We start from the raw sequence: 16555 nt of genomic DNA on the forward strand, positions 1-16555 counted from the left end.
AACGCCTGCAATTAAGCTCTGCGATTGGACAAGGTAACGATTGCCGAACGGCTAACCCGGTGCGAACACCTGCGGCAGGCCGAGGAATGTACGACGATGACGTCCCCAGGAACGTCGTCGCCGCACTCGACCCTGATGCCTCAGACGTTGAAGCGGCCCAACAGGTGGCTCTGCTGCTGAACCTGCTCGACCATCATCGAGCACTGGCGCACCTGCTCCTCGGTACCGGCCGCCACTTCGTGGCTGAGGTCGCGGATGTTGGTGGTGTTGCGGTTGATCTCTTCGGTGGTCGCGCTCTGCTGCTCGGCGGCAGCGGCGATCTGCGTGTTCATGTCGTTGATGCGCAGAATCGCTTCGCGGATGCGCGCCAGCATGTCGTTGGCCGCACCGGCCTGTTCGGCGGTCCTGCTCGCGCTGTCGCGGCTCTTCTGCATGCGCGTCTCGGCCTGATGCACACCGGACTGCAACTGGTCGATCATCTGGCGGATTTCCTGGGTCGACTGTTGGGTGCGCGAAGCCAGGGTACGCACTTCATCGGCCACCACGGCGAAGCCGCGCCCTGACTCACCCGCCCGCGCGGCCTCGATGGCGGCATTGAGGGCCAGCAGGTTGGTCTGTTCGGCAATGCTGGTAATCACCGACAGGATCGACTCGATGTTGTCGCTGAAGCGTGCCAGGTCGAGGATGGCCTGGCCGGCCTCTTCCATTTCCGCCGCCAGGTGGCGGATCGCTTCGGTGGAGCGCAGTACCACGTGCTCGCCGCTTTCGGCTTCATGGTTGGCCGCCAGCGCGGCCTGGGCGGCGGCCTGGGCGTTGCTCGCCACGTCGTCGGCGGTCGAGGACATTTCCTGCATGGCGGTGGCCAGCTGGTCCAGCTCCTGCAACTGACGCTGCAGTCGGCTGTCGGCCTGGGCGGCTTCGTGCGAGGTCGCCACGGTGCTCTCGCGAACCTGCCGGGACGAGCCCAGCACCTGGCCGATCAGGCCCTGCAGGTTTTCCAGAAAGGTATTGAACTCGCGAGAAACGCTCGCCACTTCGTCGTTGCCTTGCGCAGGCAGGCGGCGGGTCAGGTCACCCTCGCCGCTGTTCACTTCCTTGATCGAGCGCTGCAGCAGTTCCAGTGGCTTGAGCAGTTGCTTCATGAAGGTGCTCAGCAGCACCAGGCTAATGAGTACGCCCAGCATCGTGGCGATGGCGGCCCACAGGCTCAGGCTGTTGGCTTCGGCCATCACGATGTCCTCGTCGAGCACCACGCCGATGTACCAGGTGGCGCCGCGCAGGTTGGTCAACGGGGTGAAGGACACCAGCAAAGTCTTGCCGTCGACCTTGACCGACTGCAGGCCGCCGCTCAGCGCGGGCTGCTGGCCGGCGAACAGCTCGGTGTAGGGCTTGGCATTCAGCTCGGTTCGAGGGTGGGAAATGATGTTGCCGTTCTTGTCGAGCAGGAACGCGTAACCGGCGCCATTGAAATCCAGGGTGTTGATCGCGTCGCTGATGGCCTTGAGACGAATGTCGCCGCCCATTACGCCCAGGAACTGGCCTTTGTCACGCAGCGGTACCACGGCGGAAATCAGCGTCTCCTGAGTCGTCGAGTCGATATAGGGGTCGCTCAGTACAGCCTTGTCGGCGTTCTTGCCGGTCGCGTACCAGGGTCGCGTGCGGCCGTCCCAGTCGGCCTTGGGCTTCCATGACGACAGGTTGGCGATGGGCTTTCCGTCGCTTTGCAGGGCACCGAAGATCATGATGAATTCATCGATGAGGATCGGGCTGTGAATGACTCGCTGCACCTGGGCGGGACTGTAGTCGGTGTCGAGGTTCTGCACCATCAGGTCCATCAGCTTGAGCTTAGCGCCCAGCCAGTTCTCGATCTGCCGGGCCAGGACATTGCTCGACTCGGCGATGCTGGCCGAGACCTGGCGGTCCAGCGAATTGCGCACTTGGGTGACCTGATAGACCGATAACAGCCCGGTGGTCAGAAACAATACAGCGGCAGCAGCCATGCTGACTTTATGAACGATTTTCAACGGCACTCTCCTTGATTAGCCGGACGACAAAACTCAGCCTCGCAACATAGTGGCGCTTTAGTGTCAGCACAATCTGTTCGAAATAAAAATCAATGTGTTAGGTCGCCCCCACCCGGCTCTTGCCTGCACGCAAAATCTGCCGGGTAGCGGCTCTCAACAGATGCAAGGCGCGCGCCAGACACCTTGAGCGAATCCTTGCCCAGGCTGGCACGCGATATTTCTTGCAACACATAAGCGCGCCACGCACCTCGACAGCGCAGCGCTGGCACCAATCCAGTGCGTATCAGTGGGTGCTTGCCTCCACCGCCTTTTTGCCGCGCGCCGAAATCACCGTGGCGAAGATGATGATCGCCGCGCCCAGCAGCATGCGCAGCGACGGCTCTTCACTGAACAGCGCCCAGGCACAGGCGATGGCATAGACCGGCTCCAGAGCGATGATCAGCCCGGCACTGCGGGCGTCGAGCACCTTGAGGCTGCGCACGAACAGGTACTGCGACAGCCCGGTGCACAACACCCCGAGGACCGCCAGGTAGATCCAGTCCAGGGTGCTCAGTACATGCTGACCCAAGCTGTTGACCACGAACGGCGCGACCAGCAGTGACACCGTGAGGTTTTGCCAGAAGGCCACCTGCATCGAGTCCAGGCCCTTGATGTAGCGGCGGTTGATGACCGCCAGCACGGCGAAGGAGAAGCCCGAGGCCAGGCCCCACAGCAGGCCCTTGGTGCCCTGGTTGGCGAAGTCGAAGGACGGCACCACCAACACCAGGCCAAAGGTGACCATGGCCACCAGCAACGCCTCGCCGAACGCGATGCGCTCGCGGAACACCAGCCGGTCGATCAGCGCGATGAAAGCCGGGAAGCTGGCGAAACCGAGGGTGGCCACTGCCACGCCGCCGACCTTCACGGCAATGAAGAAGCTGATCCAGTGCGAGGTCAGGAACACGCCGGAAGCGACCAGCACAGCGAGCCGGCGCCCGTCCAGGCCGCGAAACACCGGGCGCCCCTGCAACTGCGCGAAGGCGCCCAAGGCCAGTACGGCGAAGGCTGCACGAGCAAAGGTGATGATGCTGGAGTCGGCCTGGATCAAGGCACCGAGAATGCCGGTGAGGCCGAACAGGATGGCCGCGACATGGGCCGAAACGAGGGCGTTGCGATGCACTGACGCGCAGGCGGGCTGCGCGACATTGGAAGAAGCGATCATGGCAGTCAACTCAGATAAAAGGCGAACGCAGCCGGTCTGTGCCAGCTTGCGCACTGGTTAATTTCAATCATTCGGAAGCTGGTCTGGCAGCCGATACAGCCTGGTGCCATGGCGCCGCAACATTGAAAGGCTCTTCCCTGAGCTTTGATGCAAGTTCGCCAGAATATTGCTGGCCGGCGTACCGAAGTACACCGGCCATTGCCGCCCACGGGCCGCGTGGTGCCTGGGGGCGGCAGAATCGGGCCAGAAGGCCCGAAACCTTATTGAGCGTTGATCCAGATGGTCTTCAGCTCGGTGTACTGATCATGCGCCCATTGCGACTTGTCGCGACCGCCAAAACCCGACTCGCCATAGCCCCCGAACGGCGTCGAGGCATCGCCTTCGCCGAAGCAGTTCACCGTGACGATACCGGCGCGGATCTCGCGCGACAGGCGCAGCGCGTTGCGCAGGTTGCTGGTGTAGGCCGAGGCCGCCAGGCCATAGACGGTGTCGTTGGCCAGGGCGATGGCTTCGTCCAGGGTCTGGAAGGTGGTGACGCTCAGCACCGGGCCGAAGATCTCCTCGACGAACAGCCTGCTGTCGGCCTTCACGCCATCGACGATGGTCGGTTCGATGAACACGCCGTCACGGGTGCTGCCGCCTTCGACCACCGGCAGTTGCTGTTGCACGGCGTATTCCAGGTAGCTGCGCACCTTCTCGAAGTGCGCCTTGCTGACCATCGCGCCAAGGCGGTTGGCCGGGTCCAGCGGGTCGCCCAGCTGCCAGTCGCGAACATGCACCTTGATGCGTTCGAGCAGCTTGTCCTTGACGTCGGCGTGGACGATCAGCCGCGAGGAAGCCGAGCAGTTCTCGCCCATGTTCCAGAACGCGCCAGCCACCAGGTACTGGGCCACTTCGTCGAGGTCCTCGACGTCGTTCATCACCACGGCGGGGTTCTTGCCGCCCAGTTCCAGCACCACGCGCTTGATGTTGGATTCTGCCGCGTACTTGAGGAACAGCCGGCCGGTGTCGGTGGAACCGGTGAAGCTCACCGCCGCGATGTCCGGGTGGCGACCGATCGGCTCGCCGACTTCACGGCCACCGCCCGGCACGATGTTGAACACGCCTGCCGGGATACCGGCCTGGTGCGCCAGCTCGGCGACGCGCAGGGCGGTCAGGGTGGTTTCCTTGGCGGGCTTGACCACGATGGAGCAGCCGGCGGCCAGCGACGGACCGATCTTCCAGGCCAGCATCAGCAGCGGGAAGTTCCACGGCAACACCAGGCCGACCACACCGATGGCCTCGCGCACCACCATGGTCACCGCACCGGCACCGGTAGGCGCACTGAAGTCGTAGATCTTGTCGATCAGCTCGGCGTGCCAACGCAGGGTGTGGATGGTTTCCGGCACGTCGACGTTCTGGCACTCCTGGATCGGCTTGCCGCTGTCCAGGCTTTCCAGCACCGCCAGCTCGTGGGCGTGGTCTTCCAGCAGTTGCGCGAAGTCGAGCAGGATGTGCTTGCGCGCCGACGGCGCCAGCTTGCTCCAGCGCCCGTCGTCGAAGGCACGCTTGGCTGCGGCCACCGCCAGGTCGACGTCGGCGCTGCTGCCAGCGGCGATGTTGGCCAGTACCTGGCCGGTGGCCGGATTGGTGGTGGTGAAGGTGGCGCCGGACAACGCGTCGCGGAACTCACCGTCGATGAATGCCTGGGTGGGGAACTTCAGTTCTGCGGCCAGGGCCTTGTACTGTTCCTTGCTGAGCAATTCGGCCATGTCAGGCAGCTCCGGTGATCTGCGCGATGTTGCGCTTGAGGGTGGCGATGACGCCGGCGAGGGTGTCCTGTTCTTCTGCGCTCAGGCCTTGCAGCGGCGCACGAACGCCACCGGTGGACAGGCCGTTGAGTTCGACGCCGTACTTGATCGACTGAACGAACTTGCCACCTTCCAGGAAATCCATCAGCGGCATGAGTTCGGCCATGATGCGACGGCCCTTGTTGAAGTCTTTCTCGACCACACAGGCCTCGTAGAGCGCCACGTGTTCGCGCGGGATGAAGTTGGAGCCGGCGCACACCCAGCTCTGCGCGCCCCAGGCGAAGAACTCCAGGGCCTGGTCATCCCAGCCGCAGGACAGCGCGATCTTCGGGTACTTCACCGCGGTGCGGTGCAGGCGGTTCATGTCGCCCGAGCTTTCCTTGATGGCCACGATGTTTTGCACGTCAGCCACGGCATCGAAGAACTCGTCGTCCATCGCCACGCTCATGCGGCCCGGGTAGTTATAGAGCATGATCGGCAGCCCGGCAGCGCGGTCCACCGCCTTGACGTGGATGGCGATCTCCTGCTGGGTGGGCAGCGCGTAGGGCGGCGTGCCGACCAGCAGGGCGTCGGCCTTGATGTCCTTGGCATGGGCGGCGAAGGCCACCGAGTCTTCGGTACGGATCGCGCCGGTGCCGACGATCAGCGGCAGGCGGCCGCCGATCACGTCCCTGGCCTTGGCCGCCAGGTCGAAACGCTCCTGGGCGGTGTGCGCGTAGTACTCACCGGTGGAGCCGCCGATGATGATGCCATGCACCTTCTGGGCGATCAGGTATTCCAGGACCTCGGCAAAGGCCGACGAGTCGATCGAACCGTCGGCCTTGAGCGGGGTGACAGCGGGCGTATAGATGCCTTCGAATTTCACGGGGTTAACCTCCACAGGTTGAGACGCCGCGCTCGTAGGCGCGGCGGGTTGTTTTCAGGTAAGCGAGGACGCCTGCTGCAGGTTGAGCGAGCGGGTTTCCGGCGCCAGCGCCAGGGAGAACAGCAGGCCGACCAGGGTCACGGCGGCGGCGGCGTACATGGTGAAACCGATGCCGTAGCTGTCCAGGGTCATGGGTACCAGCCAGGTGCCGATGGCCGCACCGACGCGCGACAGCGAAGTCCCGACGCCGACGGCGCAGGCGCGAATCTCGGTGGGGAACAGTTCGTTGGGGTAGACCAGTTGCAGCACCTGGGCGCCGCCAATGAACAGCGCATAGGCGCCGAACAGGGTCAGCACCAGCATTTCGGAGGCGTCGTGGAACGCGGCCAGGCCCAGCAGCGCCAGCCCGGAGAGCAGGAAGCTGTAGATCAGCATGCTGCGCCGACCCATGCCGTTGATCAGGTTGGTGGCAACGATGCAGCCGATCACGAACAGGAACGTGATGGCGATCGAGCCAAGCGACGCCCAGTCGCCCTTGAGGTTCAGCGCGGCCAGCACCGTCGGGGCGAAGGCGTAGACGGCGAACACCGGGATCACCGAACAGGCCCAGAACATGGCGACGAACAGCATGCGCTTGCCGTAGCCCGAGTGCAGCAGGCTGAGCACCGAGAGTTTTTTCTCTTCGGGCTGCTCGGGCAGGTTGCGCAACGAGAAGCCAGGGCCATACACCTGCTTGATGACGGCCTCGGCCTCGGCTGCACGGCCCTTGCCGAGCAGCCAGCGGGGCGACTCGGGCGTCCCGAGGCGGATCAGGAACAGCGCCGCGCCGATGACCGCCGAGCTGGCCAGCACCAGGCGCCAGCCGTCTTCGCCGCCATGACGCAGGATGAAATCACCCGACAGATAGGCGCAGGCCGCACCGGCGAACCACAGGATGGTCAGGGTCGCCAGGCGTGGACCACGGTATTTCTTGGGCAGAAACTCCACCAGCAGCGAGGTGGCGACCGGGTACTCGATACCCACTGCGACGCCGATCATGAAGCGCAGGAAGAACAGCACCACGGCAGACTCCACCCACAGCTGGGTCACCGAGGCGAGCACGAACAGGGTCGGGCCGACGAAAAAGATCCGCTTGCGGCCGAAACGGTCGGTCAGCCAGCCGCCGAGAAAGCCACCGAAGAAGATGCCGATCAGTGCCGAAGCGGCGATCATGCCCTGCCAGAAGGTGCTCAGCCCCAGTGCGGCGGTCATCTGCAGCATGCACACGCCAATGATGCTCAGCACGTAGCCGTCCACGAACGAGCCACCGCCCGAGCGAATGGTCAGGCGCTTGTGGAATGCATTGAGAGGAACATCCTCGATAGAGGTGTGGAACGTTGTCATTGTTTTTCTCCAGACTCTGAAAAGCCGGGGGAACGAACCTGCATGAAGGGCTCGCCACCCGGGTCACGCGAAACTTCCCTACGCTGTGGTCCTCGACTGCCCGAGGGCCTTGCTCGGCGGCGGTAGGGGCGGCCTCAAGCGAGGCGGCCTCATGTTCGCCAGTAAATCCTGGCCTGTTCGCGGCACAAGCCGCCCTACCCCTCCTGAGCGGTATCCCCGGCTCAGCTCTCCTTGCCGGCGCGGTATTGCCCCCACATCAGGTTGGCGTTCACGCCCAGCGACAGGAACGGTTGCGGTGGGTTGCGATTCGGCGCTGGCGAACCCAGCAGGAAATCGGTCATGTCGTTGCGCTTGCCGGCCAGCCAGTCGGCCAGCAGGGTGCCGGTCACGGTGCCGCGGGTGATGCCCAGGCCGTTGCAGCACAGCGCGCCGTAAATGTTCGGCGCCAGTTGCCCGAAGTGCCCCATGTGGTTGCGCGACAGCGCCAGGGCTCCGCCCCAGGTGTATTCGAAGTCGACCTGCGGCAGCATCGGAAAACGTGCGGCGAACGAGCGCCGATGGCGCTCCACGAAACGCTTCAGGTACTTGGGATTGCTACGCCCGTCGGGGTTGAAGCTGAAGCTGTTGCGGATCAGCAGGCGGTTGTCCGGTGTGCGTCGCACCGTGGTGCCGAAGGTGTCGGCCGGGATCAACCCCCAGAAGGGCTTGCCACCCAGGCGCTGCTGTTCTTCTTCGGTCAGCACGCGGCTGATGCTGGCGTAGGTGAACACCGGCAGCATGCGCCCCTTGAGGAAACCGAAGCTCATGCCGAAGGCGTTGTTGGTCAGGACCAGGCGGTCGGCGGTAATGCTGCCGTTGGCGTGGCGCAGGACAACCTTGTCGCCGTATTCCACGTCGGTGATCGGCGTGTGTTCGTAGAGGGTGACGTTGCTCGGCAGGCTGTCGGCCAGTCCCTTGACCAGCGCCGACGGCTGGATCAGTACCGTGCCCGGGGTGAACAGCGCCTTGCGGTAGAAATGCGTACCGATGTGCTCCGGCAGGTCTGCGCCGTCGATCACCTCGTAAGGCTGGCCGAGTTTGTCGAGCCCGCGTCGATAGGCGTCCAGCACCGCGATGCCCCGGTCTTCCACCGCCGCCTGGTACTTGCCGCAGGCCTTCATCTGGCAATCGATGCCATGCTGCTCCACCAGCTGGCGCAGGATGGACTGGCCGGTGAGGTTGAGCTTCATGTTGATGTTCGCGGTGTCCAGGTCGCCGATGTAGTCGTCGGCACCGATGTCGTGGGGCAGGTCGATGGCAAAGCCCGCATTGCGCCCGGAAGTCCCCAGGCCGACCTCCTGGGCCTCGACCAGCACGATCGAGTCATCCGGAAAGTTCAGCGCCAGCTGGCGTGCCGCCGCCAGGCCGGTGAAGCCGGCACCGACTACCACCCAGCGCGCGGAACTGTGCCCGTAGTGCGCGGGCTGAGGCTGCCGTGGACGGCTGAGGTGGTACCAGCCACAGGTGGCGTCGTCGGCGGGCAGGTGGGTTACTTTCGTCATGTCGGGGACCTGGGTTTTATTGTTCGACGGTCTGGTTGTTCACCAGGTAAGAAAACGGGCCGGCTGGCTCAGCCGCCGCGCCCCGGCGGATCGAAGGGTGGCGTGACGTACTCGGCCATACGCCGCCGCGACAGTTCGAAGTGCTCGCGTACCACCTCGGCGGCGCGCTGTGGGTCGCGTTGCTCGATGGCCTCGATCATCTGGTCGTGCTGCTCACAGGCCAGCTGAAGGTCGCGCTGCATGTCGGGCGTGCTGGGATGGCGATAGAAGGTGCGTCCCAGCCGCGCGTGGTCGATGAGCAGGCGGCGCAGGCTGGGCAACAGGTAGTCGTTGTGCGCCATGCGACCGATCTCCAGATGAAAGGCATCGTTGTGCAGCACTCGCCCCTCGACGTCGTGCTCGGCGATGGCGCGGCGAAAGCGTTCCTGAATGGTCCTCAGGCCGGCGATCTCGGCGGTGCTGGCATGGCTGGCGGCCAGTTGCGTCGTGGCGCTGTAGATCAGCGGCGCGGCACGAAAGAACCCGCACAGCGACTCGTGGGCCATGGGTGCAACCTGCGGCGCGCGGTTGGCGGCCAGCTCGATATAGCCCTCAATGGCCAGCTGACGCAGCAGTTCACGCACCGGCGGACGGGACAGGCCGAACTCCAGGCCCAGCTGCAGTTCGTCGAGGGCCTGCCCCGGCGCCAGTTGCATGTTGAGGATGCGCTGGCGCAGGGCATCGACGAGTGCCGCCTTGCGATCGACGGACGCGTCTGCAGTGCTGTGAAGCGCTTCGTGACAGGCATTCATGGACGTTATTCTTCGCGCCGAAAGGCTGTGTCTACAAATTGAATAACGAAAATATAAAATCCTGTTAGACAATGTGTCTACGGGATTTTCCGCGCATGTCGCTGCCAGACAAGAGCGCTTCTTTCCTGGACGAGGCAAGTCCCTGAAACGCCAGTGAATAGGGGAAAAGACCAATCGTCGGTGTCGTTGCCAGATAACGGCAGGGGGAGTGGAGTCAGCGCAGGCGCAGTTGCGCCGCGAGCACTGTGGAACCCGGCTTGACCCAGCCGGCCTGGGCCAGCGGTGGCAGGAGGGCGGCGTCTGCCTGCACCTGACCGTCCAGGCGCAGACGGTGGCTGGCAAGCTCCAGACGCGCCTCGATGCGGTGCTCGCCGGCGCGCTGGATGTGCGCCAGCAGTTGCAGGCCCGCTGCACAGCTCGGCGTGACCCGCACGTCGCCCAGGGCCAGGTTCCAGGGCGTCAGCATCGCCACCTGGCTGGCCTGCAGCTGCCCTTCGGCGTGCAGACAGCGGCCCCCCTGCCCGGCCAGGCGCAGCTCGCCCTGCCAGCGTCCATCGATCAGATAATCACCGGCAGCACCGACCGCCGCCGCGCCGGGAGACAAGCGGGCCTGCCAGTTCCACGGCCAGCCCGATGCCCTGAGCGTCCAGGCCTGCTGCTGAAAGACGCCTTCGACCTGCAAGTGGCCACGCCAGGGGCTGACCTGCCAGGCCAGCGGCCCGAGCGGCCCCAGACGCCTGAGCCGCCCCCTCCACAGCGTGCCGCCTGGCGCCTCGGCCTGCCAGCCCGAGGGCCAGGCGATACTTCCCAGCACCCAGGCGGCAGGGAGGTTCGCCAGCAGCGTGAAGACGAACGCCAGGCCGCCAGCCAGCCACAGACTTCGGCTCATGGTTGGCGCCCGCCCTGCCCGACATCGAGCTGGAACACCAGCCCGCCGGTGCTCTGCTCCAGGCTCCAGCGCAACGGTCGCGCGCCCTGCTCCTGGATGCTGCGCATCAGTTGCGCCAGCGGCTCGGCACGCGCCACCTCGCCGCGCAGCAGCCAGACGTCGCCGCGCCGCTCGACGCCGGTCAGCGTCACGCCCCGGGCGCTGGCCAGGGCCTGCCAGCGCTCTTCGCCTGGCACAGCCACGGGCATGAGTGCCTGGGCCTGTTGCGCCAGCGCCTGCCACTGATGCACCGACCTGGCGTAGTCGATCAACGGTCGACCACTGAGCACCAGCAGTAAGGTAAGCACCACTACCCAGCCGGCCAGCAGGCCATAGCGACGGGGCGCCGGCAAGCTGACATAGGCGTGGGAAAAACGCTGTAAAAGGGCATTCATGGCTGACCTCCCAGATCGAAACGCACGGTAAGCAAGGCGCCGTTCTCACTGCGCTCGGCACTGGCCACCGCGCCGCCGGCGTCGGCCAGGGTCTGCCAGTGCTGCTCGGCGGGCGGTGCCTGATCGCCGTTGAGCACCAGGCGCCAGGTACGCCCATCGAACTGACTGGCCGATACGCCCCAGTCCGGATGCGCCTGCAACCACTGCCCAACCTGCTGTTCCAGGCTCACCAACTGCTGCTGGCGAATGCGCCAGTCGGTCTGCTCGGCCTGCAGGCGCGCCAGGCTGCGGCGGGCCTGCTGCACGTTGCTCACCGGCCCGGTGAGCGCTTCGACCTGGCGTTTCCAGGCCGGCACCTGACCCACCCACTGCACCAGCGCCAGGCTCGCCCAGCACAGGCCCAGCACGGCGGCGCCGGTCAGCAGGCGACGTTGCAGGCGGCTGATCGGCAGCTGCATCGGCCGGCGCTGGCGCTGCGCCCCCAGGCAACTGGCCGACAGTGGCGGCACGGTGCAAGGCTGCGGCCAGGCACCGCTGTGCAGGTCATCGGCGCTGTGCCAGCCATCCGGCAGGGCACCGAAGGCGTCTGGCCAGACCAGCCATTGCCGACGCCCCTGCGCGTCGCAGCGGACCAGGCAACACTGCTCGCCCTGCCGCCAGCCAAGCTGCTCGCCGGGCTGCACCACGCCGAGCAACTGCGCTTCGGCCCAGGCCGCTTCAAGGTCGAGTCCCAAGGCTTGGGCTTCGGCACGCCAGCCCTGCAGGCATGCCCGGTCGACCACCAGCAGCTCCAAGTACTGGCCCTGGCGCGACAGCGCATGCACCTGCACCTGGTCGAGGGGTTGCTGCAGTTGTTCTTCCAGCAGCAGCGGCCACTCATGGCGCTTCAGGCCTGGGGGAGCGGCCAGGTGAAAGTGGCTGCATAGCGCCGCCGGAATCACCAGCGCATGGCGGTCGCCGTGCAGATAGTCGGCCGGGGGTGGCCAGGCGCCCTGTTCATGGCCGGGCAGGCGTCGCCACTGCCAGGCCTGGCCGTCGTCGGCGGGGCGCACCAGCAGCCAGTGGCGGGGAGCGCGGCGCCGAAAAGTGAAAGATGCAGGCATAGGTGTCTCGCGGGGCGTGGCGGCCATGGTCAAGGGGTGGGGTCCGGCAGATTGAAGGTGCAGACGTAAGGCGCGGCGCGCCACTCGAATTCCAGGCGTACGCCCTGGGTCGGCAGGCCGGGGCTGGTGGACGGGTAAGGCAACCAGCGGTTGGCCTGGTAGAAGCTGAAGCTCACATGATCCACCTCGGCCAGCCGCTCACGCGCCTGCCAGCGCGGTTCGCCAGGGGCGTACAGGTCTGCCGAGGTGTCCAGGCTCAGGCGCCGCGCGCGCGCGTCGAAGCTAAGGCGCTGACGCTCCTGGCGTGACGGCGCGCCTGCTTGCGGCCAGGCGCTCAGCGCCACCCAGCCCAGTTGCCAAGCGCTCGGCTGCCAGTCGAGTGGCGCAGGCGCCAGTGGCCGACGCTGCTCGTAGAGCTGGCGCAGTACCAGGCTGTCGAAGCGCCGCTCCAGGGCCAGGCAGAACTCCAGCACCGGCGGTGGCTCGGCGGCTTCGGCCAGGCGCTCACGCACCGTCACCCAGCCGTTGACCAGGGCCGCCAGCACCACGCCGAGCACGGCGGTCAGGGCCAGGGCCACCAGCAACTCGATCAGCGTCAGGCCGGCCTGGCGATTCATTGCGGGCGCACCAGAAACAGGGTGAAGTGGCCAAGCGGCTCGCGCTCGTCGCGGCTGGCGAACAACGCCAGCTCGCCACGCCGCAGGTTGTGCACGCCGGTCATGCCCAGGTCCAGGCGCCAGTGGCACAGGCCGTTACCCTGGCGCAACTCGCCGCGGACCTGGTTGGCCGTCGGCCAGTAACGCTCCAGGGTGAATCGCGCTTCCAGCTCGCGGGCGCACAGGCTGCCCAGGCGATGCTGCTGCACGGCCTGGTGCGTGGCGATGCGCTGGCGCAGCAGCTGGCTGACCATCACCGTCATCAGCGCAGCGATGCCCAGCGCCACCATCACCTCCAGCAAGGTGAAGCCCCGCTGCCGTCTCGCCGCCCGGCTCATGGCACCTCCGCACGCGCCAGGCGGCCGTCGCCCAGCCAATGCCAATGCTGCTGCCCGTCCGGCCATTGCCACTTCAGCTGCGGCGCCACCACTCCATCGGGGGTGAAGATCACCGGCGGTACCATGCCTGCGGGCCAGTCGGCACGCAGTTCGGTCGGCCAGGCAGCGGGCCGCCAGGGATCAGCCACCCAGCGCTGTTGCTCCAGACGCACGAATTCCGGCTGCCGGCCGTTCCAGCGCAAGCCCAGCAGTTGACCACTGTGCCGCGCCTGGGCGGCATGCAGCTGCACTTGCGCAGCCAGGCCATCGAGGGCCTGCAACGCCGCACTGCGCCCGGCGTTCAACCAGGCCACACTGAGGCCGCTGAGCAGGCCGACGATCAGCAGCACCACCAGCAGTTCCAGCAGCGAAAAGCCGCGGCTGCCATTCACCCTTACAGGCTCCAGTTACCGATATCGCCGTCACTGCCCTCGCCGCCCTCCACGCCATCGGCGCCCAGCGAGTAGATGTCGATGCGCCCGTGCTGACCCGGCGCCCGGTAGCGATACGGGTTGCCCCACGGGTCGTCCGGCAGGCGGCGGATGTAGCCGTCGGCGCGCCAGGCACGGGCCAGTGGCTCGACCGTGGGCGCCTTGACCAACGCGCTGAGGCCCTGCTCGCTGCTGGGGTAGCGCAGGTTATCGAGGCGGTACATGTCCAGCGCCTGCTCCAGGGTCGCCAGGTCGGCCAGCACCTTCTGGCGCATGGCCTTGTCCTGGTTGCCCAGCACACTGGGCGCGACCACCGCGATCAGCAGGCCGATGATGAAGATCACCACCATGATTTCCATCAAGGTGAAACCACGCTGATTGCGTGAACGAGGCATAACGAAAGTCTCCATGGTTCAGAAGGACAGGCCTTGGTTGAGCTGCATGATCGGCAACAGCACTGCCAGCACGATGAACAACACCACGGCGCCCATCAGCAGAATCATCAGGGGTTCGAACAGCGCCATCAGCGTGTCCACCTGACGGGTGAAGCCACGCTCCTGGTTGTCGGCAACGCGTTCGAGCATGTCGGGCAGCGTGCCACTGGCCTCGCCGCTGGCCACCATGTTCAGCAGCAGAGGCGGGAAGTGCCCGGCGCCGCTCAGGGCGCGGTGCAGGCTGACGCCACCCTCGACCTGCTCGCGCACACCTTGCAGGGCGCGATGCACCTCGCGGTTGCCCACCGTCGCGGTGGCCACCTGCAAGGCTTCGAGCAGCGGTACGCCGCTACCGCAGAGAATCGCCAGGCTGCGCGCCAGGCGTGCACTCTCCAGCACCGCCAGCAGGTCGCCGAGCTTCGGCCAGCGCAACAGGCTGCGGTCACGGCGCAGGCGCCAGTACGGTTTGCGCAGCAGCCAGGCCGCGCCAGCACCGCCCAGCAGGGCCAGGCTCAGCAGCCAGGGGCCGGCCAGTACCAGCGCATCACTGATGCCGATCAGCACCCGAGTCACCAGCGGCAGGGTCTGCCCCGTATGGCTGAACTGTTCGGTGAGCTTGGGCACCACGAAGGTCATCAGGCCGATCACCACGGCGAACGACACCAGCATCAGCACCGCCGGGTAGATCAGCGCCGTGCGCGCCTTGTGGCGCTGACGCTGGACCTGCTCAAGATGTTCGGCCAGGCGCTCCAGTACCGGGGCCAACTTGCCGGAGCGCTCGCCAGCCTCGACCAGCGCGCAATACAGTTCATCGAACAGGCCGCCCTGGCGACGCAGGCTCTGCGCCAGGCTGTGGCCTTCGCCCAGGGCGCCGCGTACCGCCACCAGCAGGTTGCGCAACGCCGGCTGCGCCAGTTGCCGCTCCAGGGTCGCCAGGGCGTCCACCAGCGCAATGCCGGCGCTGCACAGCGTCGCCAATTGGCGGGTCAGCTCGCACAACTGCGCATGGCTCAGGCGCTGGCCACGGGGCCGCCGTGCCCGGGGTTGCTGGAGTTGCAACTGGCGGGCGAACAGCCCCTGTTCGCGCAGCAGTTGTCGGGCATGGCGCTCGTTCTCGGCCTGCAGGCTGGCCTTGCGCACACGCCCGGCCTGGTCGAGGGCCTGGTAGGCATAGGTCGGCATGCGTCAGCCCCGCACCGCGCGCAGCACTTCGGCCAGGCTGGTGCGGCCCTGGCGCAGGCAGTCGCTGGCCATCGCCGCCAGGCTCTGGCGACGATCCTTGAGGTAATCGAGCATCGCCACTTCGCTGGCGCCGTCGTAGAGCAGGCGAATCAGACCGTCGTCCAACTCGATGAACTCGTACAGACCGATCCGCCCGTCATAGCCACTGCCCTGGCACTGCTCGCAACCCTGCGGGTGACAGGTCTCGTGCAGCCCGGCCAGCTCCGGCCACAGCGCACGCTCGGCGGCCTGCAACGGCTGAGGCCGGGCGCAGGCGCACAGCCGGCGCACCAGGCGCTGGGCCAGCACGCCCTTGAGGCTGGAGGCGATGAGAAATGGCTCGACGCCCATGTCGCGCAGGCGGGTCACCGCGCCCACGGCGCTGTTGGTGTGCAGGGTAGACAGCACCAGGTGTCCGGTGAGGCTGGCCTGCACGGCGATCTGCGCGGTTTCCTGGTCGCGGATTTCACCCAGCATGATGACGTCCGGGTCCTGGCGCAGGATGGCGCGCAGGCCGCTGGCGAAGGTCAGCCCGGCACGCGGGTTGATGGCGGTCTGGCCGATGCCGGTGATGGCGTACTCCACCGGGTCTTCGACGGTAAGAATGTTGCACGCGCCGTCGTTGAGGCTGTTGAGGCTGGCGTACAGCGTGGTGGTCTTGCCCGAGCCGGTCGGCCCGGTGCTCAGCACGATGCCATTGGGCCGCGCCAGGCAGGCACGCAGGCCACGCTCGACGGCTTCGGGCATACCCAGGTTGGCCAGGTCGAGCAGGCTGGCCTGCTTGTCCAGTACGCGCATCACCACCCGTTCGCCATGGATGCCCGGCAGGGTCGAAACGCGGATGTCCACTTCGCGGCCAGCGGCACGCAGGGTGATACGCCCGTCCTGCGGCTGGCGCTTCTCGGCGATGTCCAGGCGCGCCATGACCTTGATTCGCGACACCAGCATCGCCGACAGTGCGCGGGGTGGGCGCAGCACTTCGCGCAGGTGACCGTCGACGCGCAGGCGGATCACCAGGCTGGCCTCGAAGGTTTCCACATGAATGTCCGAAGCCTGCAGCCGCAGCGCCTCGCCGAACAGGCCATTGATAAGGCGGATCACCGGCGCGTCGTTGTCGCTTTCCAGCAGGTCTTCGACCTTGGGCAGTTCACTCATCAGGCTGTCGAGGTCGACCTGCTCGCCGATCCCCTCGATCAGCGCCGCCGTGCTGGCTTCGCCGGCCTGGTACAGGCTGCCCAAGTGCTTGTCATAGTCGGCGGCGGCCAGATGCTGCACCGCCAGGGGACGGCCATGCACACGCAAGACTTCCTGCAAGGTGTCGGTGTCGGCACCGGCGCGCAGCAGCAGTTGCCAGCCCGCTCCGTCAGGCACCCGCGCCACGCCGGCCTGGCGTGCCAGGCGATAAGGCAACAGGC

At 66.3% G+C, this 16555-nt stretch carries 16 protein-coding genes; all 16 read right to left on the minus strand.

The features are described 5' to 3' along the window. Positions 1-140: 140 nt before the first annotated feature. A complete protein-coding gene (locus QZ497_RS15275; protein WP_295476559.1) occupies positions 141-2024 on the minus strand; it encodes a methyl-accepting chemotaxis protein in 1884 nt (627 codons plus the stop codon). 283 nt (positions 2025-2307) lie between these two features. Beyond that, positions 2308-3225 carry a DMT family transporter gene (locus tag QZ497_RS15280; RefSeq protein ID WP_295476560.1) on the minus strand — a complete coding sequence of 306 codons (918 nt, stop codon included), beginning with the start codon at positions 3223-3225 and terminating at the stop codon, positions 2308-2310. Positions 3226-3485: 260 nt separating this feature from the next. Then, positions 3486-4976 (minus strand): aldehyde dehydrogenase, encoded by a 1491-nt coding sequence (locus QZ497_RS15285; protein WP_295476561.1) that lies wholly within the window; start codon positions 4974-4976, stop codon positions 3486-3488. 1 nt (position 4977) lies between these two features. Further along, entirely contained in the window at positions 4978-5880 is a 903-nt protein-coding gene (locus QZ497_RS15290; RefSeq protein WP_295476562.1) for a dihydrodipicolinate synthase family protein, read from the minus strand. Between the two features lie 54 nt (positions 5881-5934). After that, positions 5935-7263, minus strand: coding sequence for an MFS transporter (locus QZ497_RS15295; protein WP_295476563.1), 1329 nt, complete (start codon positions 7261-7263; stop codon positions 5935-5937). A 221-nt stretch (positions 7264-7484) separates the two neighbouring features. Next, positions 7485-8804 carry an FAD-binding oxidoreductase gene (locus QZ497_RS15300; RefSeq protein WP_295476564.1) on the minus strand — a complete coding sequence of 440 codons (1320 nt, stop codon included), beginning with the start codon at positions 8802-8804 and terminating at the stop codon, positions 7485-7487. 68 nt (positions 8805-8872) lie between these two features. After that, entirely contained in the window at positions 8873-9595 is a 723-nt protein-coding gene (locus QZ497_RS15305; protein WP_295476565.1) for a GntR family transcriptional regulator, read from the minus strand. 214 nt (positions 9596-9809) lie between these two features. Next, positions 9810-10484 carry a hypothetical protein gene (locus QZ497_RS15310; RefSeq protein ID WP_295476566.1) on the minus strand — a complete coding sequence of 225 codons (675 nt, stop codon included), beginning with the start codon at positions 10482-10484 and terminating at the stop codon, positions 9810-9812. Continuing rightward, positions 10481-10918: a type II secretion system protein GspM gene (gene gspM / locus QZ497_RS15315; RefSeq protein WP_295476567.1), complete on the minus strand. Its 438-nt coding sequence runs from the start codon at positions 10916-10918 to the stop codon at positions 10481-10483. The genes QZ497_RS15310 and gspM overlap by 4 nt, the downstream gene beginning before the upstream one ends. After that, positions 10915-12021 carry a type II secretion system protein GspL gene (locus tag QZ497_RS15320; RefSeq protein ID WP_295476568.1) on the minus strand — a complete coding sequence of 369 codons (1107 nt, stop codon included), beginning with the start codon at positions 12019-12021 and terminating at the stop codon, positions 10915-10917. The genes gspM and QZ497_RS15320 overlap by 4 nt, the downstream gene beginning before the upstream one ends. A 29-nt stretch (positions 12022-12050) precedes the next feature. After that, on the minus strand, positions 12051-12638 hold the full coding sequence (locus tag QZ497_RS15325; protein WP_295476569.1) for a type II secretion system protein J: 588 nt from the start codon (positions 12636-12638) through the stop codon (positions 12051-12053). Then, complete coding sequence (locus QZ497_RS15330; RefSeq protein ID WP_295476570.1) at positions 12635-13015, minus strand: type II secretion system protein; 381 nt, start codon at positions 13013-13015, stop codon at positions 12635-12637. Before QZ497_RS15330 ends, QZ497_RS15325 begins: the two co-directional genes overlap by 4 nt. Next, a complete protein-coding gene (locus tag QZ497_RS15335) occupies positions 13012-13446 on the minus strand; it encodes a prepilin-type N-terminal cleavage/methylation domain-containing protein (RefSeq protein WP_295476571.1) in 435 nt (144 codons plus the stop codon). Before QZ497_RS15335 ends, QZ497_RS15330 begins: the two co-directional genes overlap by 4 nt. Positions 13447-13448: 2 nt before the next feature. Continuing rightward, positions 13449-13880 (minus strand): type II secretion system major pseudopilin GspG, encoded by a 432-nt coding sequence (gspG, locus tag QZ497_RS15340; protein ID WP_365356235.1) that lies wholly within the window; start codon positions 13878-13880, stop codon positions 13449-13451. Positions 13881-13898: 18 nt separating this feature from the next. After that, positions 13899-15101: a type II secretion system inner membrane protein GspF gene (gene gspF, locus QZ497_RS15345; protein WP_295476573.1), complete on the minus strand. Its 1203-nt coding sequence runs from the start codon at positions 15099-15101 to the stop codon at positions 13899-13901. A gap of 3 nt (positions 15102-15104) precedes the next feature. Beyond that, positions 15105-16553 (minus strand): ATPase, T2SS/T4P/T4SS family, encoded by a 1449-nt coding sequence (locus tag QZ497_RS15350; RefSeq protein WP_295476654.1) that lies wholly within the window; start codon positions 16551-16553, stop codon positions 15105-15107. Positions 16554-16555 lie beyond the last annotated feature (2 nt).

It is taken from the genome of uncultured Pseudomonas sp., assembly GCF_913777995.1.
Taxonomy (GTDB): Bacteria; Pseudomonadota; Gammaproteobacteria; order Pseudomonadales; family Pseudomonadaceae; genus Aquipseudomonas.